The sequence below is a fragment of the Chryseobacterium daeguense DSM 19388 genome, assembly GCF_000430825.1.
Taxonomy (GTDB): Bacteria; Bacteroidota; Bacteroidia; order Flavobacteriales; family Weeksellaceae; genus Chryseobacterium; species Chryseobacterium daeguense.
In genome coordinates this window covers 162,521-187,938 of sequence record NZ_AUMT01000005.1, presented here as the reverse complement: position 1 = coordinate 187,938, position 25,418 = coordinate 162,521, and the positions used below count along the sequence as shown (strand labels likewise).

Genomic DNA, 25,418 nt, shown 5'->3' with positions numbered 1-25,418 from the left:
ATTTAGGGTTAAGTTTGGTTATTATGTCTTTGTATGGCATTTTCATTTTGAAAATTAAAAAATATTATTGGATACTAGGAATATTACTGGGTTTATTCCCAATCTATGTTTCTGCTGCAAGAAGTCCTGTTTTGGCACTTTTAGTCATCCTGTTTATTTTTTTGATTTTAATTAATAAAAAAAAGTACTGGATATTTTTTAGCATAATGATTATTGTTTCTCTGATTTTACTTTTTGTAATGTATCAGACGGGCTTCGGAAACAAATTTATTTTTTTTGAAAGGATAAACGCTGCTATATTTGAAAGAAATGCTTCCGGAAGGTCCTTTTATTTAAATAAAGGAATAGAAATCTTTATCAATCATCCAATAACGGGAGGTAAGGCTTTATTTGAGGATGGAATGTATCCGCACAATATATTTGTAGAAGTTTTAATGTCGACTGGTATGTTGGGTATGGCTCTGTTTATAAATTATTATAAATTTGTAGCGCAAAGTTTTATTAAGGTTTTAAAACATATTGATAAGTATAAAGAAAGTGGAGTTATCATATTTTTCTTTCTGCAGTATTTTATTTTATCACAGACTTCCGGAAATATTTACTCATCATTTGAATGCTGGTATTTTGGAGCTGTAGTAATAGGTTTAGGATATATAAATTTTACAAATGAAGAAATTAAAAGTAATGACAGTCGTGGGCACACGGCCGGAAATCATTAGATTATCAAGAGTATTATCGGCTTTGGATGCCTCTCAAGCTGTAGAGCATATTATCGTCCATACCGGACAGAATTACGATTATGAGCTTAACCAAATTTTCTTTGAAGATCTTGGATTGCGCAGACCGGACTATTTTCTTGAAGCAGCAGGAAAAACAGCAACTGAAACCGTAGGAAATATTTTAATTAAAATTGATCCGCTCCTGGAAGAACTAAAACCAGATGCTTTTTTAGTACTTGGAGATACTAACTCCTGTCTTTGTGCCATTCCGGCGAAAAAAAGACAGATCCCTATTTTTCACATGGAAGCAGGAAACAGATGCTTCGACCAGAGAGTTCCTGAGGAAACAAACAGAAAAATCGTAGATCATACTGCAGATATTAATCTTACTTATTCCGATATTGCCAGAGAATACTTATTAAGAGAGGGGCTTCCCGCGGACAGAATCATTAAAACGGGTTCTCCGATGTTTGAAGTTTTGACACATTATCTTCCTCAAATTGAAAGTTCTGATGTCTTAACCAGATTGAATCTTGAAGAAGGAAAATATTTCGTGGTTTCATCACACAGAGAAGAAAATATTAATTCTGAGAAAAATTTTAATGGATTAATTGAAAGTCTGAACGCTATTGCGGAAAAATTTGGTTTCCCGATTATTGTGTCTACACATCCAAGGACAAGAAATATGATTGATAAAATGAAGGTAAATGTAAGACCGGAAGTTCAATTTCTAAAGCCTCTGGGTTTTCATGATTACAATGCTTTACAGATGAGAAGTTATGCTGTTTTGTCAGATTCGGGAACTATTTCGGAAGAATCTTCAATCCTTAATTTCAGAGCATTAAACATCCGGGATGCCCACGAAAGACCGGAAGCAATGGAAGAGGCTTCGGTAATGATGGTGGGGCTGTCTCCAGAAAGAATTTTGCAGGGGCTGGTTCAGCTTCAGCAGCAAAAAACAGGAAAAGAAAGAAACTACAGACCGGTTTCAGATTATTCTATGCCGAATGTATCTGAAAAAATGGTGAGAATTATCTTGAGCTATACGGATTATGTTAACAGAGTAGTTTGGAGCAAAAAATAATGGAAAAACTTTGGATAGCAACCGAATTATTTTATCCGGAAGAAACTTCAACATCTTTTATTCTTACCAAAATTGCAAACAGGCTTTCGGAAAAGTATGATATAAAAGTAGTTTGTGGAGCTCCTGTATATGACAAAAAAGCAAATGCGGGTAATTATTTTACCCTGAACCCCAATATATTTGTACATAGAATCAAAGGGTTTGAGGGTGACAAGAATAGCTTGATAAGCAGATTGCTACGGTTTGTTTTTCTTAGTTTTTCAATATTTTTTTATTTATTTAAAAATGTTAAAAAAGGAGAGAAGGTTTTTATTGTTACTAACCCCGCTCCCTTAGTGCTGCTGATTTCTCTTCTTAAAGCTTTAAAAAAAATTGAATTAATTATTCTGGTACATGATGTATTTCCTGAAAATACAATTCCAGCCGGGATAATAAAATCACAAAATTCATTTGTATATAAAATTCTTAAAAATATTTTTGACAAAGCTTATTCAAAGGCGGATAAGTTAATAGTTCTGGGACGGGATATGCATGAAGTGATTAAAAATAAGATTAAGAAGTATAGTAATGAATCAAAAATATATATAATTGAAAACTGGGGTGATATTAAGGGCATCTTTCCCATTCCAAAAGATAGTGTTTTTAAGGAGGAAACTCCCTTAAAAGCTAAAACGATATTTCAATACGCCGGAAATATTGGTCGTGTACAAGGCCTTTTGGAGCTTTTGGAAATTATAAAAGATGTGAGCAATGATAAGCTGGCATTTTATTTTGTAGGTGAGGGCGCAGTAAAAAAAACAATGATAGATTATGTTGAAAAAAATAATCTCAAAAATGTTTATTTTGATGGCGCTTATTCAAGGGAAGAACAGCTTTCCGTATTAAATAAAGCAGATGTGGCTTTCATAAGCCTGGCAAAAGGGATGTTCGGGCTTGGTGTACCTTCCAAGACGTATAATATTCTGGCAGCCGGAAAACCGGTTTTGTATATTGGTGAGGAAAATAGTGAAGTAGATCTGCTGATTAAGGAAAAAAATATCGGATATACTTTTACACACAGCCAGAAGAATGAGCTTTTGAATTTTTTTAATTCATTTGATGAAAGTTCTGCTGCTGATCTGGAAATAAAAAAACACAATGCACGAGTTGTTTCCGAAGAAGATTTTTCTGAGGAGATAATTTTGAATAAATTTTATAACATTATTTGATGAAAATATTATTTACAGGAGCAAACGGGTTTCTGGGAAAAAATGTAATTCCTTTACTTCAGAAAGAAAATTTTGAAGTAAAAACTTTTGGTACCCATCATGCAGATTATGTCTTTGATATATCAAATGAATTTCCATTATTTGAAGAAAAATTTGATATTATCTTTCATGCTGCCGGAAAAGCCCACTCCGTTCCAAAAACAGAAGAAGAAGAAAAAAAGTTTTTTAATGTAAATTTCGAAGGAACGAAAAATCTTTGTTCGGCATTAGAGAAAAACTCTCCGCAGATATTTATATTCATAAGCACAGTAGCGGTATATGGAAGAGATTATGGTGAAAATATTACTGAACAATTTCCTTTAGAAGGAGATACTTCTTATGCCAAGAGCAAAATTATGGCGGAAGAATTCCTTCAGGAATGGTGTAATCGTAACAGCGTGAAATTATTTATCCTACGTCCTTCATTGATTGCAGGCCCTAACCCTCCAGGAAACCTGGGTGATATGATTAAAGCTGTAAAAAATGGGAAATACTTTAATATTGCTGGTGGAAAAGCAAAAAAAAGTGTATTTTGGGTAGAAGATTTTGCAGAAATTGTGGCTTTATCTGTTTTAGGTAAAGGTGGTATTTACAATGTTTGTGATAATAACAATCCGGATTTTAAAGAAATTTCAGAAAAGATTTCACAAATTTTACAAAAAAAGTCTCCTGCAAGTATTCCACTTTTTGCAGCAAAAGTACTGGCTAAGATCGGTGATTTAATGGGAAATAAAGCGCCTATAAATTCACTTAGATTAAAGAAAATGACGGATTCTCTTACATTTTCAAATAGTAAAATAAAAGAAGAATTAGGTTTTTCACCGTCAAATGTTATTGAAAAATTTCAACTTTAGCTTATGGAATTTTTAGCAGTTATTATTTTACTTTTTATTGCTATTTTGATATACTTCAAGATAGCAGATAAATATAATATTATTGATAAGCCCAACCATAGAAGTGCACACACACAGATAACACTGCGTGGAGGCGGAATTATTTTTCCTGTAGCTTTTATTATTTTTTGTATATTAAACCTTAAACAATTTATTAATAGCTATTGGGTTTTTGGATTGGGACTGCTGGCTATTTGCTTTATAAGCTTTATTGATGACATTAGGAATTTATCAAATAAAATAAGAATTTCCGTTCATTTTATTTCTGTAGTACTTTTGTTGTATTTTACCGGGATGTTCAGCTTGTTGCCGTTTTGGGTATGGCCTATTTTCTTTGTAATGATTATAGGGACTTTAAATGCCTATAATTTTATGGACGGTATCAACGGAATGACAGGAATTTACAGTTTAGTAACCTTAGCATCATTACTTTATATAAATAACGAAAATACAATTTTCACTGACGATAATTTTATTATTTATCCTATTTTAGCATGCCTTGTATTTCTCTTTTTTAACTTTAGAAAGAAGGCGAAATGCTTTGCAGGAGATGTCGGAAGTATGGGAATCGGTTTTTGGGTTATAGCACTTATAACCTTGCTGATTATGAAGACTCAGGAATATAAATACGTTTTGTTATTATCCATTTATGGTATGGAAGTCGTTCTTACCATTGTTGAAAGATTAATTCTGAAAGAAAATATTTTCGAAGCACACAGAAGACACCTGTATCAGCTTTTTGCTAATGAAAAAAAAGTGTCACATTTAGTAATCAGCAGTGTTTATGCTGTTTCTCAGCTTATAATTAATATATTCTTAATACATTTCCAATTTCCCCTTTGGGCTTGCCTTTTAATTATTTTTATTCCATTCGGCGGAATATATTTAGGTTTAAAATTAAGCTTAAAAAAGAAATATAATTTATAATTGATTAAATTTAAATATGAAAATCAAAGAAACCCCTTTAAAAGACTGCTACATCATAGAACCTACCATTTTTGAAGATGACAGAGGTTATTTTTTTGAAAAGTTTAATGAAAAAAAATTTGAAGAGCTTACCGGAATGAATGGCCATTTTGTGCAGGATAATATCTCAAAATCATCTTATGGTGTTTTAAGAGGTATTCACCTGCAGAAAGGTGAGCATGCACAGGCAAAGTTAGTTTCTTGCCTTGAGGGAAAGGTTTGGGATATAGCTGTAGATCTTAGGGAAGATTCACCTACGTTTGGAAAATGGTTCGGGATAGAGCTTACAGAAGAGAATAAATTACAATTGTACGTTCCGAGAGGTTTCGGGCATGGTTTTTCTGTTTTGAGTGATACTGCTGTTTTTGCTTATAAATGTGATAACTTTTACAATAAAGAATCTGAGGGCAGCATAAAATACAATGATCCAGATCTTAATATAGATTGGAAAATTACTGAAAATGATGCCGTTCTTTCTGAGAAAGACCAGACGGCGCCAAGCTTTAAAGAAAAGAACTTTTAATTATTATAATGGAAATCACTTTATTGAAGTGGTTTTTATTTTTTAATTCATACTCTTCAATATTTTGTATCTTTGCAAACTCAAAATCAAAAAGATGCGCACAAAATCTGTAGGTAAGAAGAAAATTAATGTTGTAACGCTTGGCTGCTCCAAGAATGTATATGACTCTGAAGTTTTGATGAGCCAGTTGAAAGCCAATGGGAAAGAAGTGGTTCATGAAGATAAAGGAGATATTGTGGTAATCAATACCTGCGGATTCATTGATAATGCAAAGGAAGAATCCATTAATACTATTCTTGATTATGTGGAGGCAAAAAACAGAGGCGAAGTAGAGAAAGTTTTTGTTACTGGATGTCTTTCGGAAAGATATAAGCCGGATTTGATAAGAGAAATTCCGGATGTGGATCAGTATTTCGGAACCAGAGATCTTCCGATTTTATTAAAGCATCTGGGTGCAGATTACAAGCACGAGCTTGTAGGAGAGAGGCTTACCACCACCCCGAAGCATTATGCTTATCTTAAAATTTCTGAAGGCTGTGATAGACCCTGTTCTTTCTGTGCCATTCCTTTAATGAGAGGCGGTCACCTTTCTACCCCTATTGAAAAACTGGTTTTAGAAGCACAAAAATTAGCCAAAAAGGGAACAAAAGAATTGATTTTGATTGCACAGGACCTTACTTACTACGGTTTAGATTTATATAAAAAACGTGCACTTGGGGATCTTTTAAAAGAACTTGTAAAAGTGGAGGGAATAGAGTGGATTCGTCTGCATTATGCTTTTCCAAGCGGTTTCCCGGAAGATGTTTTGGATATAATCCGTGAAGAGCCAAAGGTCTGTAATTATATAGATATTCCTCTTCAGCATATCAATTCAGATTTATTGAAATCAATGAAAAGAGGAACTACGCATGAGAAAACAGATGCACTGCTGGCGAAATTCAGAGAAAAAGTTCCTGACATGGCTATCAGAACCACTCTTATTGTTGGTTATCCGGGAGAAACTGAAGAAAGATTTCAGGAATTAAAAAGCTGGGTAAAGGAGCAGAAGTTTGACAGGCTGGGCTGTTTTACTTATTCTCATGAAGAAAATACTTCAGCTTATGTTTTGGAAGATGACATTCCACAGGAGGTAAAAGAAGCAAGGGTGGAAGAAATAATGGAGGTGCAGTCTCAAATTTCATGGGAAAAGAATCAGGGAAAAATTGGTAATATATATAAATGTATTTTTGACAGAAAAGAAGGGAATTATTTTATTGGAAGAACAGAATACGATTCTCCGGATGTAGATAATACAGTACTAGTTTCTGCAGAAGATACCTATATATCTATCGGAGACTTTGCTGAGGTAAGAATAACTTCTGCTGAAGAATTCGACCTTTATGGAGAGTTGATTTAAATTATTCCCAATTAATTGAATTTTGTTTAATAAAATTAGCTAATAATTGTCTTTAAATGAGTCATTTTAAAAAGTTAATAAAAATTAACATAAATTAATTAATCTTAGCATTTAATATAATTGACTGATTTTCAATAATTTAATTGTATTGTAAAATAGATTACCTTTTTTTTTTAATTTTATATTATGTAATTTAAATAATAAGTATTAACTTTGCCCACATGAATAGATTATGAGTTCTGTTCATTGAGTGTTAGATATTTATAAAAAAAAATACAAACTAATAAATTAAAATGTAATCGGTTTAAATTTTTTAGTTTAAATTTAGCGAGCACAAGTTGAGATGAATATCTCATTTGAATATAGATATCATTGATGAAAAATGTAATTTAAAATCTTTAAAAACTTATGAAAAAAATTTTATTAACAGCGACTATGTTAGTCGGCTTTGCGGCGTTATCTCAGGCACAGCAAGGACGCGTGGGTATTAACACATCTACTCCCGCGGCTACTTTAGATGTTGTAGCAAACACTACTGATGCTACTAGACCTGACGCGCTATTGGTCCCTCGATTGACAAGAGCTCAATTAGCTGCTAAGGATGCAGCTTATACCGCCCCTCAAAACGGTGCTCTTGCGTTTGTCAACACTTTAGATGGTACAAATGCTGGTAAAACAGTAAACGTTACTGCTACTGGATTCTATTACTATGATGCTCCAAACGCTGTTTGGGTTGCAGTAGGTGGTGGTGCTTCTGGTCCGGACATTAGCATATATAGTCAGGATGGTACATTAGCTGGTACAAGAGTTGTTACCCAAAATAATAATAACTTGACTTTTACTACTGGTAAAGCAAGAACTATAATTAATGGTAACTTTGAAACTCAAGGAGCAGTGTATATGAGAACCCGCGCTGTTGTGGGTGACTTGACAGCTGCTACTTGGCAAGCAAATGATTATAGTATTGTCTTATCAGGAACAAGTAATAATATTTCTCTGCCGGATGCTACGGCAAATCCAGGAAGGGTAATTTCTCTTACTAACCAGACTGGGGGTAATAGAACTTTTGTTTCTGGGGCTGCTTTCAAACCTCAAAATATTGCTGCTATGCAAGGAGGTAAAGGTATGATCTTTATTAGCGATGGAACAACTTGGCAAACCCTAGGTGGATACTTATAATATATTTAATTAATTAATTAAGAATTTAAAATGAAAAAGATTTTATTATCCCTAATAGTTGGTTTGTCAGCAGCTTCTGTTAATGCACAAATCAATATTCCTTCAGTACCTCAAGAAACAATAGTTGGTGAAAATGCATTTATGGATGCTTCACCTTATTCAGCAACTAATGGTTGGACAGCATCTGAGTCAAAAGGTCTAGTATTTCCTGAAACTGATCTCTCATTATTTAGGTTTAAAACAGATAACATTAATCCTTCAACCTTTGCTACAGGATTTAACGGTATGATTGTTTATAATACTAATGATGGTGGAACTACTGCAGATCCAGCAATTACAACTCAAACTCCAAATTTAGCTCGTGGTCTTTATTACTTTGATAATCCAACAGGATCAAGTACTTTTACTGTTACTGATGGGATTTGGAAGCCGGTAGGAGGTAATCCGAGAGTAAATGTAACTACTGCTGAAACAGTTACTAACACTTTAGTTAATGGTAATCAGGTATATGCTAAGAGAGGTACATTTACAACTAATGGAACTTCTACAGCTCCAACAGCATATTCAAACCAAGCAGCAATTGCAGCTCCAGGAAGCCTTTATAGAATTACAATTTATCAATCTGGAACGAATAATGTATATTCTAATAGTGTATATTCTTATGCACCCGATGGTTCTTTTATAACAGGTTCTCCTAGTATGTCTGTAGTTTATCCTGCAGGAATTTATAATTATACGGTGGAATATACTAAAACCAACAATTAATTTAATTTTATAATTAATATATTAAACCGGTGAGATTTCTCATCGGTTTTTTTATTTTAGTTTGAAATGCATTAATTATTTTATAGAATAGTTTAAGGTATGAAAATCCAACTAATATCTAGTCTTTAATTTATCTTAAAATAATTTTAACGTATAGATAATAAAAAGGTTAGTATGTTAAAAATTCAAAAAATATAGTTTTTAGTTAAATTTGTTAACTTTTAACATCTTATTTTAACACTTTTTAACAATAGGTTATAAATATCCTATTTATAATAAGTTACGATAAAATTTAAGACAATATTTGGTTTTAGTTAACGTTTGTTAACAAACAGAATAGGTTCGTCAGATGATTACTTATACATTTGCCCTGTCAAACCAATAAAAGTTCAAAGTGATGAAGAGATTTATTCTTGTAATCATAATGATGATTTCAACACTTGGTATTTATTCGTTCAAGAATAATGCCATAGATGCGAAAAAGACAAGCTATGCATCGTACTACCACGATAAGTTTAATGGTAGAAAAACTGCAAGCGGAGAGATCTTTGATAACGCAAAGTTTACCGCTGCAAACAGAACGCTTCCTTTTGGAACTAACATTAAGGTAACAAACCTGAACAATGGTAAAGAGGTAATTGTAAGAGTAAATGATAGGGGCCCTTTCCATTCGTCTAGATCTTTAGACATGTCTAAAGCTGCGTTCGATGAAATCGGAGATACCAATAGAGGTACAATTCCGGTGGAATATGAAATTGTCGATTAATTTTATGATTTAAATTAAAAAAAGCCAACTGCTAAAGTTGGCTTTTTCTTTTGATCTATACTTCTAATTCTACTAATGCAGGGCAATGGTCGGAATGAACGGCTTCCTTTAAAATAACAGCTCTTGTAAGCTTGTCTTTGAGTGCGTAAGATGTAAAGTTATAATCCAAGCGCCACCCTTTATTTTTTGCTCTTGAATTTTGCCTGTAGCTCCACCATGTGTAATTGTCCGGTTCATTATTAAAAAACCTGAAGCTGTCTATCAGTTCACATTCATTAATAAAATTAGTCATCCATTCTCTTTCCATAGGAAGAAATCCGGAAACATTTTTCAGACGCACCGGATCATGAATATCAATAGCCTGATGGCAGATGTTAAAATCACCGGAAATAATGAGATTAGGTATTTCGTTTTTCAGATTTTTGATGTATTCTAAAAAATCATGGCAAAACTGCATTTTGAAATCAAGTCTCTCAATATTTGATGCCGAAGGAACGTAGACAGAAATAGCGGAAAAACCATCGAAATCTGCGCGTATAATCCTTCCTTCATTGTCATAACTTTCAATACCGCAACCGAATTCTACATGATTTGGTTTTATTTTGGAAGCAATACCGACTCCACTGTAGCCTTTCCTTACTGCAGAATGCCAATAGCTGTAATAGCCCATCTTTTCAAGACTTTCAATATCAATTTGATCATTTCCTGCTTTACTTTCCTGAATGCAGATGATATCCGGATCGGCAGTTTTCAGCCAGCCCAAAAAATCTTTCGTGAAAGCGGCCCGGATGCCGTTAACGTTGTATGTAATAAGTTTCATAAGTCAAAAATATTAATAAAAAAGAAGCGGAAAAAATCTAAAGATTTTTTCCGCCCCCTATTACCCAAGTTAAACTATGAAAAAAACTATTTGGGCTCTAATATGCTGATGGGGATAATACATTCTTCCAATGAAATTCCCCCGTGCTGATAAGTTTCTTTGTAATAATTCACAAAGTGATTGTAATTCTTAGGATAAGCCAAAAAGATATTATTTTTCGCGAAAATATATTTTGAACTTAAATTACCTTTCGGCAGAAACAGTTTTTCAGGGTTTGTAATTGCCCATACATCGCTGTCATCATAAGTTAAGCTTTTTCCTGTTTTGTAACGGATATTGGTGGAAGTTTCCCTGTCTCCGACTACTTTGCTCGGCTTTTTAACATAAACTGTTCCGTGATCTGTTGTAATCACCAGCTTGAATCCGTTTTCAGCCGCCACTTTGATGATTTTCATTAATGATGAATTTTCAAACCAGTTAAGCGTTAAAGACCTGAACGTTTTATCATCCCGGATCAGCTGATCCACAATATGATTGTCTGTTTTAGCATGAGAAAGAATATCAATAAAATTATAAACAATCACCAAAAGATCATTATTCTTATGTTGGTTGAAGTCGTCATAGATTTTTCTTTCAAAGTCGGCATTCAGAACCTTTAAATATTTCATTGATTTTGATCCTAAACCTATTCTTTTCATCTGATCTTCAAGGAAATCACGTTCGAATTCGTTTTTGTTTCCTTCTTCGTTGTCATTAAACCATTTGTCCGGGAAACGTTTTTCAATCTCAGACGGCATTAGGCCAGCAAAGAATGAGTTTCTGGCGTATTGCGTTGCTGTTGGCAGAATACTGTAATAGTAATCTTCCGAAATTTTGCTGTAATGTTTTGTAAATAAAGGCTCAATAACTTTCCACTGATCATAACGAAGATTATCGATCATCAGTAAAAGTACCTTTTCTTTTTCAACCTCCGGCTTTACTTTTTCTTTGAAAAGTGTGTGGCTCATGATGGGTTTATCATTCTCTGTAAGCCAGCCTTCGTAATTATTTTCTATGAATTTTGCGAACTGGATGTTGGCTTCCTCTTTTTGAGACTGCAAAAGGTCGGCAAATTCATTATCCGTTACCTTATCGAATTTTATTTCCCAGTTTAGGATTTTCTTGTAATACTCTGCCCATTCCTGGTAGGTTCTGAGGTAAGACAGCTCCATGGAAAGGTTCCTGAATTCCTGCTGATACTGCAGAATGGTTTTCTGCTCTACAAGATTATCTTCCTGCAGGTTTTTCTTTAATGATAATAGTATCTGATTGGGGTTTACAGGCTTTAGAATATAGTCGGCAATCTGAGATCCGATTGCTTCTTCCATAATATGTTCTTCCTCGCTTTTCGTTACCATTACTATTTTTAAAGCATTGTCTTTTTCTTTAATCATAGGGATGGCTTCAAGCCCCGAAATTCCGGGCATATTTTCATCAATAAGTGTTAATGCGAATTTCTCTGAATCCATTAATTCCAACGCCTCATTCACATTGTTTACAGGGGTTACCTGGTAGCCTTTCTTTTCGAGAAATACAATATGAGGTTTAAGTAAATCTATTTCATCATCTATCCATAATATCTTTTCCGACATAATTTATTTTTTTACATGGTTACTGTATCAAATTGTTGACCAATTCTTTATAAAATATAACAAATTAAACTGATAAAAGGTTAAATATTAGTTAAAACCAATTTTACGGTTTACCAATTAATCCGACTATGAATGTACTGCTTTTAAGTGATTTTAGAAAGAGCTTTTTAATAAATTGATGTGGAATAAAACAAAACCAATTGCAGGAGTGCAATTGGCCTGTTTATAAGATTTATAATATTTCAAGAATTTCTTCCATGATGTCGAAACCCTTGTTTATATCGTAGTATGTATGAAGGTCTTTCAGGAACATTTCTCTTGAATAGTTTTCAGGGTCTTTCCTAAATTTTGCAAACAACTGAAGACCATGCTTCGTTCTAGGCCCCCAATGCGTCAGGATGTTACAATCTTCATCTAAAAAAATAACGATGGGAACTGCTTCGTTTCCATTGGTAAGAAACAGCTGCATGAGATCAGGGTTTTCATTCCGGTAAAGAATCTTTACAGGATTTTTATGTTTAAAAAACTGCCTTATAACTGGAATAGACTGGCTGCAATCGCCACACCAGCCTTCTGCTATGATAAGAATATTTCCATTAAAATCTGCCTCCAAATACTTTTCTTCCTGTTCAGCATTAGATTTATAGCTGCTAATGATCTTTTCTGCACGTTCAATGGACAGCTGGTATTTTTGAAGCATATCCTGAGTACTGCCATCCTGCACTTTTACGGTTTCACGGATTCTTCCGAGATGGGATTCAAAAGAAATTCCTTTGTCCCAATAGGCTTTTAACATGACTTGTGTTTTTTGAGGTTAATTCACTTTTCTCTTATAATATACAATTCCAAAAGGATTTGTTCCTGTGCTGAAAGAAGATGCCCCGGATAAAGTTCCTCCGGAACTGATATTATAAACGGAAACAGTACTTCCTGCCCCGGACTGTGTTACAAACATTTTATCTCCATTGGCAGTTACCGTAATATTATGCGGTGTATTTTCTGCAGAAGGAATCGATAAAATCTGGTCACCTGAAGTAGCATTGACGGAATACAGCTGATTTCCGGTTATATTACTCATGAAAATTTTACTCTGATCAGGAGAAGCAAAAATCCCATGAGCTCCGGCATAATCTTTTTCTTCGAGAATGTTCATTGTGCCTGCATTTACCATAAAAAGCTTCCCGGATTGGCAGGGAATATACAATGTATTGCTGTTCTGAAGATGGAACAGGTGAGGTTCTTTTCCTACGCTTACTTCACCGGTTTTGGTATGGCTAGCAGTAGAGTATTTATAGACTTTGTCTGTTGCAGGGCTTCCTGTGAGCACCGAAACAAAGGCTGTGGTTCCATCTTTAGTTAAAAACACATCATGAGGTTTCTGGTCTACAGTGATGGTATTTGAAACTGTATTTGTAGTAAGATTAATAACCGAAATTGTATTATCAATATCGTTCGTTACCCACAGTTCTTTTCCCTGGCCGTCTGCCCACATGTGAAAAACGCCGTTTCCTACATCTATGGAATTTTCAACCTGCTGGTTTTTAGAATTTACAATGTGAATTTTTTTTCCGGCTCTGTCGCCTACATAAAGCTTGTCATTCTGAGGGACATAAACCACGTACATGGGTTCGGAATTTGGAATTGACAAAGTTTTTGATACGCTATTACTGGCTGCATCTATAAAGCTGATGCTCCCCGCACCGCGATTCGCCACCACTACTTTTTCTTCAAAAGTTTCAGGTAAGTTCTGTATATCATTATCACTGCACGATACAGTAGTAATAAAAGCAGCAGCACACAACGACAACCTTAAAGGCTTACTCATCAAATGATTTTTCATAACATTTTTGTTTTAATTCGACTTAATATATCAGCATCTGAATAGTCAGATGTAATTTGAAATTAAAGTCATCCCTTAAAATTAAAGTCGTATGTGAAATGAAATCCTGACAATAAATGTATGAAAAATATTAAAAATTTTATTATTTAATTGTAAATCAGTGGTTTGTGATTTTATTTTTATTTGCCTGTCCTGATGTATTCCAATGCTCTTTCCAGAATTTCATCTTTTCCTTCTTGAATTCCTTTGATGGTCGGTTTTATAGCTATATCAGGAATTATTCCTATCCTCTGGGTTTCTTTTCCGTCAGGATAATAGGCTCCCAGACCTGTAAAGCTCGTTTCTATACCTGCAATATTGAAGCGTATCACATCGCCGTTTGCACCGGAAGTATTGCTGCCGATGATTTTCGCCCTCGGATGCTGTTTGAACATCATGGTGGTGGTTTCGGCCTGGCTTTGTGTATTTTCATCCACCAGGACTATTACATTTCCTTTATAATAATCAGGATTGTGTCTTCCGATACTGTTTTTACGGCTGTAAAATTTTCCTGGGTAGCTTGTTTCAGGAAAATTAAACTGGTAATAAATGGTATTTTCTGGCAGAATAAGCCTGCTTAAAGGTAAAATTGTCTGTTTTGGATAATTTCTTAAATCGAAAATAATAGATTCAGCAGATTGAAGATTTCTGTACATTTCATCCAAATCCTTTTTCTCGATGATTCCCATGTTTACATATCCGGTTTTCTTTTCATTATCAAGGAACGTCCATTTTTCAGGTGTAGCAGGTTTTTCTGTAATGATATCTTTTAAAAAATAATTCTTGACTTTTAAAGCTAATTTTTGCCCATTCCTCTCAATTTTCAGATTTGTTGAGTCATTATTGGTCATCAGCAGAAGGCCTTTTGCCTTTTTAATTTTCCCCCAGGAATTAGAAGCCGGAAGATATTTTCCGAATGCATTGATCTTTTGGGATATGGTCATCCCATTTATATCATAAATAACATCACCTGTTTTCAACGGATTTTCTTCGTTAAATTTCGTCGGATTTATCTTAGTAATTATCAGTTGCCCCTCAGCGTAAGCATATTCTGCCGGAACGCTTTTCCTTCCATACTGGTTTAGGCTGATTAATCTGGAAAATAAAAAAGCATGCGAGTCATCAGTTTTTGTGACAAGTTCTGCCAATGTCAGTTGATAATTTTCATCATTATCTACAGCCAGAAACTTAGGAATCATTTCCGTTAGAACAGCGTTCCAGTTTTGGTCTGTTTTATATTTATAAGGAAAAAAATATTCTACATAATTCCAATATCTGAACAATTCCAGAATAGCGGTTTCAGAGGATGTGAATGTAGAGCCGTATGAATTTTCATTCCTAAAATAGATTTTCCTTCCACCTTTTCCGATATAATAATTTTCATCAATATTTCTGTTGTCCTTTATAAAATTTAATTTCTGAATATTGTTTTGTGAAAATATTTGTTGGTCATTAATCCACTTAAGGTCAAAATTCTTTAGAAAATAGACTTTATTTTCGATTTTTGAGCATTGCTTGCATTCATTTACTTTTCCAAGACTGTCGATCCATGTTGAATATAATTCATTCAATTGCTCTTTATTGTTGATGTTTTTAATTTCCTTGATTTTCTGAAATAATTGGTTATCCCAATTAAAGCTTCCTCTGGCGACATTAGGATGGTAGTACTTCAAAAATCCCCAAACTTTACACAGGGATACCAGTTTTTGAGTTTCTGATAAAGTCTGCGCCGAAAATTGTAAGCTGAAAAATAACAGGAGGAAGATTGAGAATTTTCTCATTGAATGGTTGTTACTCGGGATTTTTTTAATCGAGATGATTTTTAAACAAAAATAGTATAAATATTTGTTCAGTGAAAATATCCATTCATTTGTCATTCCCTAGGTATATAAGCTAACATATTTTTAATCTTGTAATTCGTAAAATGTCATTTTGTATTTAAATAAGAATTTTTTAATTCAAATTTAATCACCTTTAAAATTAAAAATCCCTAAATTTGTTTACTAATACTGACGTTTCCAATGCAGAATAAGCTAAAAATCATCAATGATCCGGTTCACGGTTTTATCAGGATTCCCCACGAAATTTTATTTGATATCATTGAGCATCCTTACTTTCAGAGACTGAGAAGAATAGGGCAGACCGGTCTATTGAATCTGATATTTCCAGGGGCTACCCATACAAGATTTCACCATGCTTTAGGCGCGATGCATTTGATGTTTACCGCTTTGGAAACCCTGAAACAGAAAGGTATAAAAATTTCCGAGGAAGAAGAAAAAGGCGCCATGCTGGCTATACTGATGCACGATATCGGTCACGGGCCGTTTTCTCATGCACTGGAAAGCATGCTGATGGACGACTGGCATCATGAAAATCTTTCACTGTTATTAATGAACAGGTTAAATGATGAGTTTAAAGGGGAATTGTCGGTTGCTATTGAAATGTTTCAGGGGAAATACCATAGAAAATTTTTCAACCAGCTTATTTCTTCACAGCTGGATGTCGACAGACTTGATTATTTGAAGCGAGACAGTTTTTTCACGGGTGTTTCGGAAGGAAATATTAATACACAGAGAATTATTTCCATGATGAATGTATGTGAGGAAGGTGAATTGGTAGTTGATGCCAAAGGAATTTATTCCATCGAAAACTTTCTTGCAGCAAGGATGTTCATGTATTGGCAGGTCTATTACCATAAAACTTCGGCTTTGGCAGAATTTCTCCTGGTTAAAATCTTAGAAAGAGCAAAATATCTTGTTTCACAGGGGCATGACCTTCCTGCAACAGAAAATTTAAATTATTTTCTTCACCGCGGAAAAAGTGTGGCTACAGACGAAGACGTGGAAAGGTTTACCCAGCTGGATGATAATGATGTAATTCAGGCGATGAAAAACTGGCAGAATTCTGATGACTTTGTTTTGTCTTACTGGTGTAAATGTGTGACCCAGAGAAACTTGCCGAAAACAATTATTTCCTCGCATGCTTTTGATCCCAGGTTTATTGAAGAAAAAATAAAAAATACCAACGATTTTTTTGGAATTAATAATGGCAGCGAGCTTGTGCACGAAATAAAACGAAAACTGCTGCCTTATAATACTGAAAAACAGCCTATTTACCTTCTACAGAAAAACGGTGAAAAAATCAGGCTTGAAGATTCTCAGGATCAGCTTTTATCAGGGCTTATTGTAAATAAAACCACAAGATTTATTCTTACTTTTCCAAGGGATATTTCACAGGTATTTTCTTAAAGTATATTAAAATTGACTTTCGAAAACTAAAAAATGTTTGCGAATTATAGAATTTCTTATCTTTGCAGAATATGGAATTTACAGCTTCGCAAATTGCAAGTTTTATTGACGGAAAAATAATAGGTGACGAAAATGCACTTATTACTGGAGTTTCACCAATTGAGCATGGGGAATCGGGACATCTTTCTTTTATAGCACAAGATCGGTTTTCGCATTATTTGGATACTTCAAGATGCTCAGTAATCATCGTTTCAGAAAATCTTATTACAAAAGATACTTATAGTCCTACTATTATTGCAGTAAAGGATGCTTACCTTTCTTTTCAGGTATTGATGAATCTTTATCAGGAAATGCAGGGGAGAAAAGATGGAATAGAAGACGGATCTTCAATCCATGAGACTGCTGTGATTGGCGAAGGAGTGTATATCGGAGCATTTACATATGTTTCTGAGAAAGCAAAAATAGGGGAAGGAACTCAGATTTATCCACAAGTTTATATAGGAAAAGGAGTGAAAATAGGTAAAAACTGTAAAATTGACAGTGGTGCCAGAATTTACGACTATTGTATTATCGGCGATAATTGCGTGGTGCATTCCAACACGGTTATTGGTGGCGACGGATTTGGTTTCCAGCCTACAGCAGACGGATTTAAAAAAATTCCTCAGCTGGGTAATGTCATCATTGAAGATGATGTGGAGATAGGTTCCAACTGCAGTATTGACAGAGCTACCATAGGTTCTACCGTAATTGGGAAAGGAACCAAGATTGATAACCTGATCCAGATTGCACACAATGTAAAAATTGGACAAAATAATGTGATTGCGGCGCAGGCCGGAATTGCTGGCTCTACAACGATCGGCGACTGGAACCAGATCGGCGGTCAGGTAGGAATCGTAGGTCATATTAAAATAGGAAATCAGGTAAGGATTCAGGCCCAGAGTGGTGTGAATTCCAGCGTAAATGATAAAGAAACCCTATACGGATCACCGGCCATCAGCTACAATGAGTATCTGAGAAACTATGTTCATTTCAGAAATTTTACTGAAATTGTAAACAGAATAAATAATCTTGAGAATAACTCAAAAGATAATACTAATGAGTGATATGCAAAAAACGCTTCAGGAAGAAGTAACGCTTTCCGGAATCGGACTTCACACAGGTAAAGAAGTAAAACTTACCATTAAGCCAGCTAAAGAAAATACAGGTTTCGTATTTGTAAGAACCGATTTGGAAGGCCATCCTCAGGTTGAGGCTGATGTTAATTATGTAGTAGCTACAGAAAGAGGAACGACATTAGAGAAATTAGGGGTAAAAATCACCACCTGTGAGCACCTTTTGGCGGCGCTTGTGGGCTGCGATATAGATAATGCCATCATGGAAATGGATGCTTCTGAACCTCCTATTTTAGACGGATCATCGAAGTTTTTTGTTGAGGCTATCGAAAGTGTGGGAGTGGTAGATCAGAGTGTTGCCAGAGAATATCTTGTTGTAAAAGAGGTTCTTACCTACAGCGATCCGGCTACAGGGTCAGAAATCACCATTATCCCTTCGGATACTTACGAAATTACTACAATGGTAGATTTTGGGACTAAAGTTTTAGGAACCCAGAACGCTACATTAAAAAATATTTCAGAATTTAAAGAAGAAATCTCATCTGCAAGAACATTCAGCTTCCTACATGAGCTGGAAATGCTTCTGGATCATGGTTTGATCAAAGGTGGAGATATTTCAAATGCGATTGTATATGTAGATAAGGATCTTACGCCTGAAACTACAGAAAAATTAAAGAAAGCCTTTGGAAAAGACAATGTATCAATAAGACCAAACGGAATTCTTGATAATCTGAACTTAAACTATCCTAATGAAGCGGCAAGACACAAACTACTTGATGTGATTGGTGACTTAGCTTTGGCAGGAGTGAAAATAAAAGGAAAAGTAATTGCCAACAAACCGGGGCATTACGTTAATACTCAATTTGCAAAAAAACTGAACCGTCAGTGGAAGCTGCAGAAAAAGAAAAACGTTCCGGATTTCGATTTAACAAAAGAACCTGTTTTTGATATCAACGGAATTATGAGGTTAATGCCTCACAGACCGCCGTTTTTATTGATTGATAAAATTCTTGAGCTTTCGGATTCTCATGTGGTAGGATTGAAAAATGTAACAATGAACGAGCCTTTCTTCGTTGGACATTTCCCGAAAGAGCCTGTAATGCCGGGCGTTCTGCAGGTAGAAGCTTTGGCGCAGACGGGAGGAATCCTTGTGTTGGCAAGTGTTCCGGATCCGGAAAATTACTCTACCTATTTCATTAAAATTGATAAAGTAAAATTCAAAAGAAAAGTAGTTCCTGGTGATACTATTATTTTCAAAATTGAATTGATTGAGCCAATCAGAAGAGGTATCGTTCATATGCAGGGATACGGATATGTGGGAGACAGCATAGCGGTAGAAGCAGAATTAATGGCTCAAGTTGCAAAAAATAAAGTTGATTAAATGGTTCATCAATTAGCAGCCGTAGATAAGCGTGCGAAAATCAGCAAAAATGTAATCGTAGAACCTTTTACTACTATTGCAGGGGATGTGGAAATCGGGGAAGGAACCTGGATTGGCCCCAATGTTACCATCATGGATGGAGCAAGAATAGGCAAAAATTGCAGAATTTTTCCCGGAACGGTTATTTCAGCAATCCCGCAGGATTTAAAATTTGATGGTGAAGATACCCAGGTAATTATCGGTGATGATACTACGATCAGAGAGTGTGTAACGGTAAACAGAGGTACCAAAGCTCTCGGTTTTACAAAAATCGGTAAAAACTGCCTGATTATGGCAACTTCACACATTGCGCACGACTGCGTGATCGGAGATCACGTAATTATCGTAAATGGGTGTGGTATTGCAGGGCATGTGGAAATCGGCGATTATACGGTAATGGGAGGTTTATCTGCTGTACACCAGTTTGGTAAAATCGGGAAGCATGTGATGATTTCCGGTGGTACATTGGTAAGAAAAGATATTCCACCTTACGTAAAAGTAGCGAGAGAGCCTATGTCTTATGCAGGAATCAATTCCGTAGGTTTGAGAAGAAGAGGTTTTACCAATGAAAAAATCTTCGAAATTCAAAAAATCTACAGAGTGATTTTCCAAATGAAAATGAACGTTTCGCAGGCAATTTCACATATCGAAAAAGAAATGCTTCCGACAGCTGAAAGAGATGAGATCCTGCAGTTTATTCAAAACTCTCCAAGAGGTATCGTTAAAGGATACGGCACCGGAAAGGACAGAGAATAATTTTAAAACAGTGATACAGATGAAAAGTTTAATTTTAGTTATAGCGTTTTCTGCCGCATCTTCGCTGTCTGCACAGCAGTCGGAAGGAATAAAAACTGAAAAAACAACCAGTACTTCCATCATGGAAAGAAAAATTCCTGTGAAGTCTAATGGCAGTATTGCTAAAAGTAATTTAAATGATATTCTGAAACAAAAGAATTCCGGAAGCTCCATCTTAGGAACGGCTAATCCGTACAGTTCTGAAGTTCAGACGAATGTAAACAGGCTGCAGAATAATGTGAATACATTCAATAATAATACATTTAACAGGATGATGCCTCAGGGTCAGGGGATTGAAATTAAAAAAAGAAAATAAACATATACAAAATTAATGGCAACAAGTAACGATATCAGAAAAGGACTTTGCATTGAGTACAGCAATGATATTTATAAAGTAATCGAGTTTCTTCACGTAAAACCGGGTAAAGGTCCGGCTTTCGTAAGAACAAAACTAAAATCAGTAACCAACGGAAAAGTTATCGATAATACTTTCTCTGCAGGTCACAAGATCGATGAAGTAAAAGTGATCACCAGAAAATACCAATATCTGTATGATGATGAAAACGGATTCCACTTCATGAATAATGATGACTTCTCTCAGTTATATTTAAATAAAGAAATGATTGAAAACTCAAACCTGATGAAAGCAGGCGAAGAAGTTACAATTATCCTGAAAGAAGCAGATGAAACTCCGCTTTCTGCAGAATTACCACAGTCTGTTTATCTGGAAGTTGTAGAAGCTGATCCGGGAGTGAAAGGAAATACGGCTACCAACGCTCTTAAAAATGCAATCGTGGAAACAGGTGCAAGAGTGATGGTTCCCCTGTTTATTGAGCCGGGAGACAAAATCAAAGTGAGTACGGAAGATGGTTCTTACCTTGAAAGAGTAAAAGAATAATTTAAATAAAATTTACAAAATTCGGTTTGCGCTTGCACTCCGAATTTTGTTTTAAAATAACCTTGTCAAGGTTCAAAACCTTGACAAGGTTGATAAAATTTAAACATCATTTAAAAATATGACGTTTCATTCTCCACAAAAACTGAAAACTATTGCCGAAATTATCAGTGCAAAATTTGTAGGTCCCGAAGACTTTGAAGTATTGGGAACCAATGAAATCCACATGGTAAGACCCGGTGATATAGTTTTCGTAAATCATCCTAAATACTACGATAAAGCCTTAAATTCTGCGGCTACAATTATTTTAATTGATAAGGAGGTAGATTGCCCGGAAGGAAAAGCGCTTTTGATTTCAGATGATCCTTTCAGAGATTTTAATAAGATCAATACACATTTTACCAGAATATACAATTTCAGGGAAGAGCTTCATGATGCAGAAATAGGAGAGGGAACGCACATCCACCATTCTGCGGTTATTGGAAACAATGTGAAAATCGGAAAAAACACCCTTATTTTCCCAAATGTGGTAATTGGTGACAGAACGGTTATTGGTGATAATGTTGTCATCCAGGCGAATACGGTGTTGGGCGGCGACGCATTTTATTACAGAAAATTAAATGGAAATTTTGATCGTTTGATTTCGGTGGGAAATGTGGTTATCGAAAACAATGTGGAAATCGGAAACGGCTGTACTATTGACCGTGGTGTTACGGATTCTACCGTCATAGGAGAAGGTTCCGTTTTGGATAACCAGATACAGATCGGCCATGATACGGTTATTGGAAAAAAATGTCTTATTGCTTCTCAGGTGGGAATAGCAGGATGCTGCGTAATCGGTGATGAAGTAACGCTTTGGGGCCAGGTGGGTATCGCTTCAGGAAATAAAATAGAAAAGGGATCTGTGATTTTAGGAAAAACCGGTGTCAACAGAGACCTTGAAAAAGGTACCTATATCGGCATGTTTGCAGAAGATTTTAAAACGTATCTGAAAAAAGAAGTAAAGCTGAGAAATCTCAAATAAACAAATTGAAAGTTTTGTCCGAAATCAAAGAAAAATAAGTAAATTTGTGAGCATTAATAAAATAAAAAAATAAATTAAAACATAATAAAATGTCAATTTTAGTAAACAAAGATTCTAAAGTAATTGTACAAGGATTTACAGGGAACGAAGGTACTTTCCACGCAGGCCAGATGATTGAATACGGAACAAACGTAGTAGGCGGTGTTACTCCCGGAAAAGGAGGAAGCGAGCATTTAGGGAAGCCTGTATTCAATACTGTAGCGGATGCTGTAGAAAAAGCTGGGGCTAATGTAAGTATCATTTTCGTACCGCCTGCATTTGCTGCAGACGCTATTATGGAAGCTGCTGAAGCGGGTATCAAAGTAATCGTTTGTATTACTGAAGGTATTCCTGTAGCGGATATGGTGAAAGTAAAATCTTATATTGCTGACAGAGACTGCAGATTAATCGGTCCTAACTGCCCTGGAATCATTACTTCTGAAGAAGCTAAAATTGGTATTATGCCAGGTTTCGTTTTCAAAAAAGGAAAAGTAGGTATCGTTTCAAAATCAGGAACTCTTACTTATGAAGCTGCAGATCAGGTTGTAAAAGCTGGTTTCGGTGTTTCTACAGCAATCGGTATCGGTGGAGACCCAATTATTGGAACTACTACCAGAGAAGCTTTGGAATTATTCATTAATGACCCGGAAACTGAAGCGGTTGTAATGATCGGAGAAATCGGTGGTGGTCTTGAAGCTGAAGCGGCAAGATGGTATAAAGCAAGTGGTTCTACGAAGCCAGTTGTAGGTTTCATCGCAGGTCAGACTGCTCCTAAAGGAAGAACTATGGGACACGCCGGAGCTATCATAGGTGGTGATGAAGATACGGCTCAGGCTAAGATGGAAATCATGAGAGAAAACGGAATTAACGTGGTAGACTCTCCTGCTGACATCGGTGCAACTGTTGCAAAAGTCTTAGGATAATTTTTAAAAACAAACAATATGAAAAAAATTTTATTAGCCTCTGCTATGGCCCTTTCTACCATGTCATTCGCACAGATTGATTTTAGTAACACAAGATTCGGTATCACTGCAGGAGGTAACTATTCAGGGGTTAAAAATGCTCACAATCCCTCAGGAAAAAGGCTGACAATGCAAGCCGGAGTATTGGCTTTAATTCCTATCGGTAGTGAAAACCAGTTTTTTCTTCAGCCTGAAGTAACGTATTTCGGGGCAGGAGAAACAGGAAAGAATAAAGATTCTAAAGGTGCAGACGGTTATGATGCTGTTTATGCAAACAATTATCTGAGTGTGCCGATTAATTTTAAAGCTTACTTTTCTGAAGCAGAATCAGAGTTCTTTGGATTGGCAGGACCCAGGTTTAATTTCTTGTTAAGTCAAAAAGTTAAAAATGCTCCTATATCAAGACCATATTATGATCCGGATTATGTAGTTGCTGATAATCCTGAACTTACGGGAAAATCAGCCAGCTTCAATTTTGGAATCGGCCTGGGAGTAGGATACAGCTATAAAAGACAGCTGGAAATCACTGCAAAGTATGATTTCGGTCTTTCCAATACGTATCCAGGGTTGAAACATGAACCAAAAGGTACTTCAAAGAGTAAATCTGAGCAGGTTATTAGTTTAACGCTTAGTTATATCTTTAAATAAGAATGTTTTAACAATCATTTAAATAAAAATAAATCCTGGGATAATTTCTCGGGATTTATTTTTTTTCGTAAATACTTTTTTATACTAAATTAAATTTTATCCCCTGATCCATTTCCAGAGCTCCTTCAATGTAGCTTTATTTCCATACATTAAAATTCCTACCCTGTAAATCTTTCCGGCTAAGAAAATCATAAAAATAGTTGTTCCCAAAAGCAAAGCAATGGAAAGGGCAATCTGCCATGCCGGAACTCCGAAAGGTATTCTCGCAATCATGGCAACAGGCGAGGTAAATGGAATGATAGACAGCCAGAATCCCAGCGGTCCGTCAGGATTGTTCATGAAAGAAAAGCTTCCGTACATACCCAGCATCAGCGGAAGGATAGCAAATAAAGTGAATTGCTGTGTTTCCGTCTCATTATCTACCGCAGAGCCGATGGCTGCATAAATAGAGCTGTAAAAGAGATATCCCAGAAGGAAAAATATGATGAAAACGAAAATAATTAAAGGGAAATTTAATTCTAACAAACTGTGGGAAACCTGAGTTGCAATTTGGGTTATATCAAATTTGCTGGCAAGTTCTTCATTGCCGCCCGGAATATTCTTTTGAAGTGATGAAAACCCTGTGTTTAAAACCAAAGCTCCGATAACAGACATTGTGATCCAAACCACAAACTGTGTTAAAGCAACCAGTGTTACTCCTAGAATTTTTCCCATCATCAGCTCAAAAGGTTTTACAGAAGAAATGATAATCTCTACAACACGGTTGTTTTTTTCCTCTAAAACACTTCTCATCACACGAACGCCATAAATGATAATGAACATAAATGTAACGTACATTAAAAGGATGCTTAAGCCGCTTTTCACTCCGAAAGCAAGATCGGAATCCTCCTTATTGTTTTCTGATACATTGATTGTTTTTAAAGTGAAGGTTTTATCAAGATTGTCCAGTTGAGTTTCTGCGATACCTAATTGCTTGATCTTCTCTTTTTTAAGAACTTCATTAATTCCGGAAATCATTTTCTGTCTGGTATCAAAACCAATTTTATTGTTGATAACGAGTCTGGTATTTTGCTGAAGCTCATCAAAATTCTGATTTTTCAGTTCGGGTAAAATTAAAATTCCGTCTAAAGATTCATTATCTTTTAAATTATTGATCTTTGCTTTTTCATCTGCTGCGGAAACAAAAACATAATTCAGCTGATCATCAGACTTCAGTTGATTTTTAAATAAACCGCTTTTGTCTACCACTTCAATAACGCTGTGGGATTCATTAGCCTTAAACATCAAACCGATTACGGCTCCAAAAGCAATCAGCATAATAGGAGCCAAAAGAGTTAATATAATGAAGGATTTTTTCTTAACCTGAGTAAGAAATTCCCTTTTTGTAATTAAAAAAATATTATTCAT

Annotated in this window: 25 protein-coding genes; 19 read left to right on the top strand and 6 right to left on the bottom strand. The window is 35.3% G+C overall.

Annotated elements, in window-relative coordinates; genetic code table 11:
* Positions 1–47 precede the first annotated feature (47 nt).
* From H560_RS23100 to H560_RS0109385, 10 genes are all read left to right on the top strand, one after another.
* Positions 48–719 carry an O-antigen ligase family protein gene (locus H560_RS23100; RefSeq protein WP_162143857.1) on the top strand — a complete coding sequence of 224 codons (672 nt, stop codon included), beginning with the start codon at positions 48–50 and terminating at the stop codon, positions 717–719.
* Positions 667–1,803, top strand: coding sequence for a non-hydrolyzing UDP-N-acetylglucosamine 2-epimerase (gene wecB / locus H560_RS0109425; RefSeq protein WP_027379818.1), 1,137 nt, complete (start codon positions 667–669; stop codon positions 1,801–1,803). Before H560_RS23100 ends, wecB begins: the two co-directional genes overlap by 53 nt.
* The gene (locus H560_RS0109420; protein ID WP_027379817.1) at positions 1,803–3,011 is read left to right on the top strand and encodes a glycosyltransferase family 4 protein; all 1,209 of its coding nucleotides are present in this window, start codon (positions 1,803–1,805) and stop codon (positions 3,009–3,011) included. Before wecB ends, H560_RS0109420 begins: the two co-directional genes overlap by 1 nt.
* Positions 3,011–3,904: an NAD-dependent epimerase/dehydratase family protein gene (locus tag H560_RS0109415; RefSeq protein WP_027379816.1), complete on the top strand. Its 894-nt coding sequence runs from the start codon at positions 3,011–3,013 to the stop codon at positions 3,902–3,904. The genes H560_RS0109420 and H560_RS0109415 overlap by 1 nt, the downstream gene beginning before the upstream one ends.
* A 3-nt stretch (positions 3,905–3,907) precedes the next feature.
* The gene (locus H560_RS0109410; RefSeq protein ID WP_027379815.1) at positions 3,908–4,870 is read left to right on the top strand and encodes an MraY family glycosyltransferase; all 963 of its coding nucleotides are present in this window, start codon (positions 3,908–3,910) and stop codon (positions 4,868–4,870) included.
* Between the two features lie 16 nt (positions 4,871–4,886).
* Positions 4,887–5,432 (top strand): dTDP-4-dehydrorhamnose 3,5-epimerase, encoded by a 546-nt coding sequence (gene rfbC / locus H560_RS0109405; RefSeq protein WP_027379814.1) that lies wholly within the window; start codon positions 4,887–4,889, stop codon positions 5,430–5,432.
* 94 nt (positions 5,433–5,526) lie between these two features.
* Positions 5,527–6,828: a 30S ribosomal protein S12 methylthiotransferase RimO gene (gene rimO, locus H560_RS0109400; protein ID WP_027379813.1), complete on the top strand. Its 1,302-nt coding sequence runs from the start codon at positions 5,527–5,529 to the stop codon at positions 6,826–6,828.
* 408 nt (positions 6,829–7,236) lie between these two features.
* Positions 7,237–8,007 (top strand): hypothetical protein, encoded by a 771-nt coding sequence (locus H560_RS0109395; protein ID WP_027379812.1) that lies wholly within the window; start codon positions 7,237–7,239, stop codon positions 8,005–8,007.
* A 30-nt stretch (positions 8,008–8,037) separates the two neighbouring features.
* Positions 8,038–8,772 carry a hypothetical protein gene (locus H560_RS0109390; protein ID WP_027379811.1) on the top strand — a complete coding sequence of 245 codons (735 nt, stop codon included), beginning with the start codon at positions 8,038–8,040 and terminating at the stop codon, positions 8,770–8,772.
* Positions 8,773–9,166: 394 nt separating this feature from the next.
* The gene (locus H560_RS0109385) at positions 9,167–9,538 is read left to right on the top strand and encodes a septal ring lytic transglycosylase RlpA family protein (RefSeq protein WP_027379810.1); all 372 of its coding nucleotides are present in this window, start codon (positions 9,167–9,169) and stop codon (positions 9,536–9,538) included.
* A gap of 55 nt (positions 9,539–9,593) precedes the next feature.
* Here H560_RS0109385 and H560_RS0109380 read toward each other — a convergent pair whose 3' ends face one another.
* From H560_RS0109380 to H560_RS0109360, 5 genes are all read right to left on the bottom strand, one after another.
* A complete protein-coding gene (locus H560_RS0109380; protein WP_027379809.1) occupies positions 9,594–10,358 on the bottom strand; it encodes an exodeoxyribonuclease III in 765 nt (254 codons plus the stop codon).
* 86 nt (positions 10,359–10,444) lie between these two features.
* On the bottom strand, positions 10,445–11,989 hold the full coding sequence (gene porX, locus H560_RS0109375; RefSeq protein ID WP_027379808.1) for a T9SS response regulator signal transducer PorX: 1,545 nt from the start codon (positions 11,987–11,989) through the stop codon (positions 10,445–10,447).
* 232 nt (positions 11,990–12,221) lie between these two features.
* Positions 12,222–12,785, bottom strand: coding sequence for a thioredoxin family protein (locus H560_RS0109370; RefSeq protein WP_027379807.1), 564 nt, complete (start codon positions 12,783–12,785; stop codon positions 12,222–12,224).
* An 18-nt stretch (positions 12,786–12,803) separates the two neighbouring features.
* Positions 12,804–13,829, bottom strand: coding sequence for a YncE family protein (locus H560_RS0109365; RefSeq protein WP_027379806.1), 1,026 nt, complete (start codon positions 13,827–13,829; stop codon positions 12,804–12,806).
* Positions 13,830–14,008: 179 nt separating this feature from the next.
* On the bottom strand, positions 14,009–15,649 hold the full coding sequence (locus H560_RS0109360; protein ID WP_162143856.1) for a S41 family peptidase: 1,641 nt from the start codon (positions 15,647–15,649) through the stop codon (positions 14,009–14,011).
* Positions 15,650–15,889: 240 nt separating this feature from the next.
* Between H560_RS0109360 and H560_RS0109355 the strand changes: the two genes are divergently transcribed.
* From H560_RS0109355 to H560_RS0109315, 9 genes are all read left to right on the top strand, one after another.
* The gene (locus tag H560_RS0109355; RefSeq protein ID WP_027379804.1) at positions 15,890–17,116 is read left to right on the top strand and encodes an HD domain-containing protein; all 1,227 of its coding nucleotides are present in this window, start codon (positions 15,890–15,892) and stop codon (positions 17,114–17,116) included.
* Between the two features lie 71 nt (positions 17,117–17,187).
* On the top strand, positions 17,188–18,219 hold the full coding sequence (gene lpxD / locus H560_RS0109350; RefSeq protein WP_027379803.1) for a UDP-3-O-(3-hydroxymyristoyl)glucosamine N-acyltransferase: 1,032 nt from the start codon (positions 17,188–17,190) through the stop codon (positions 18,217–18,219).
* The gene (locus H560_RS0109345) at positions 18,212–19,609 is read left to right on the top strand and encodes a bifunctional UDP-3-O-[3-hydroxymyristoyl] N-acetylglucosamine deacetylase/3-hydroxyacyl-ACP dehydratase (RefSeq protein ID WP_027379802.1); all 1,398 of its coding nucleotides are present in this window, start codon (positions 18,212–18,214) and stop codon (positions 19,607–19,609) included. The genes lpxD and H560_RS0109345 overlap by 8 nt, the downstream gene beginning before the upstream one ends.
* Positions 19,610–20,404, top strand: coding sequence for an acyl-ACP--UDP-N-acetylglucosamine O-acyltransferase (gene lpxA, locus H560_RS0109340; protein ID WP_027379801.1), 795 nt, complete (start codon positions 19,610–19,612; stop codon positions 20,402–20,404).
* 19 nt (positions 20,405–20,423) lie between these two features.
* Positions 20,424–20,759 (top strand): hypothetical protein, encoded by a 336-nt coding sequence (locus H560_RS0109335; protein ID WP_051289255.1) that lies wholly within the window; start codon positions 20,424–20,426, stop codon positions 20,757–20,759.
* 15 nt (positions 20,760–20,774) lie between these two features.
* Positions 20,775–21,341: an elongation factor P gene (gene efp, locus H560_RS0109330; RefSeq protein WP_027379799.1), complete on the top strand. Its 567-nt coding sequence runs from the start codon at positions 20,775–20,777 to the stop codon at positions 21,339–21,341.
* Between the two features lie 118 nt (positions 21,342–21,459).
* Positions 21,460–22,362 (top strand): UDP-3-O-(3-hydroxymyristoyl)glucosamine N-acyltransferase, encoded by a 903-nt coding sequence (locus H560_RS0109325; protein WP_027379798.1) that lies wholly within the window; start codon positions 21,460–21,462, stop codon positions 22,360–22,362.
* Between the two features lie 89 nt (positions 22,363–22,451).
* Positions 22,452–23,324, top strand: a complete 873-nt coding sequence (sucD, locus tag H560_RS0109320; RefSeq protein ID WP_027379797.1) for a succinate--CoA ligase subunit alpha — start codon at positions 22,452–22,454, stop codon at positions 23,322–23,324.
* Between the two features lie 18 nt (positions 23,325–23,342).
* Positions 23,343–24,011 (top strand): porin family protein, encoded by a 669-nt coding sequence (locus H560_RS0109315; RefSeq protein ID WP_027379796.1) that lies wholly within the window; start codon positions 23,343–23,345, stop codon positions 24,009–24,011.
* 96 nt (positions 24,012–24,107) lie between these two features.
* On the opposite strand, the gene H560_RS0109310 is transcribed toward H560_RS0109315, so the two are convergent.
* Entirely contained in the window at positions 24,108–25,418 is a 1,311-nt protein-coding gene (locus tag H560_RS0109310) for an ABC transporter permease (protein WP_027379795.1), read from the bottom strand.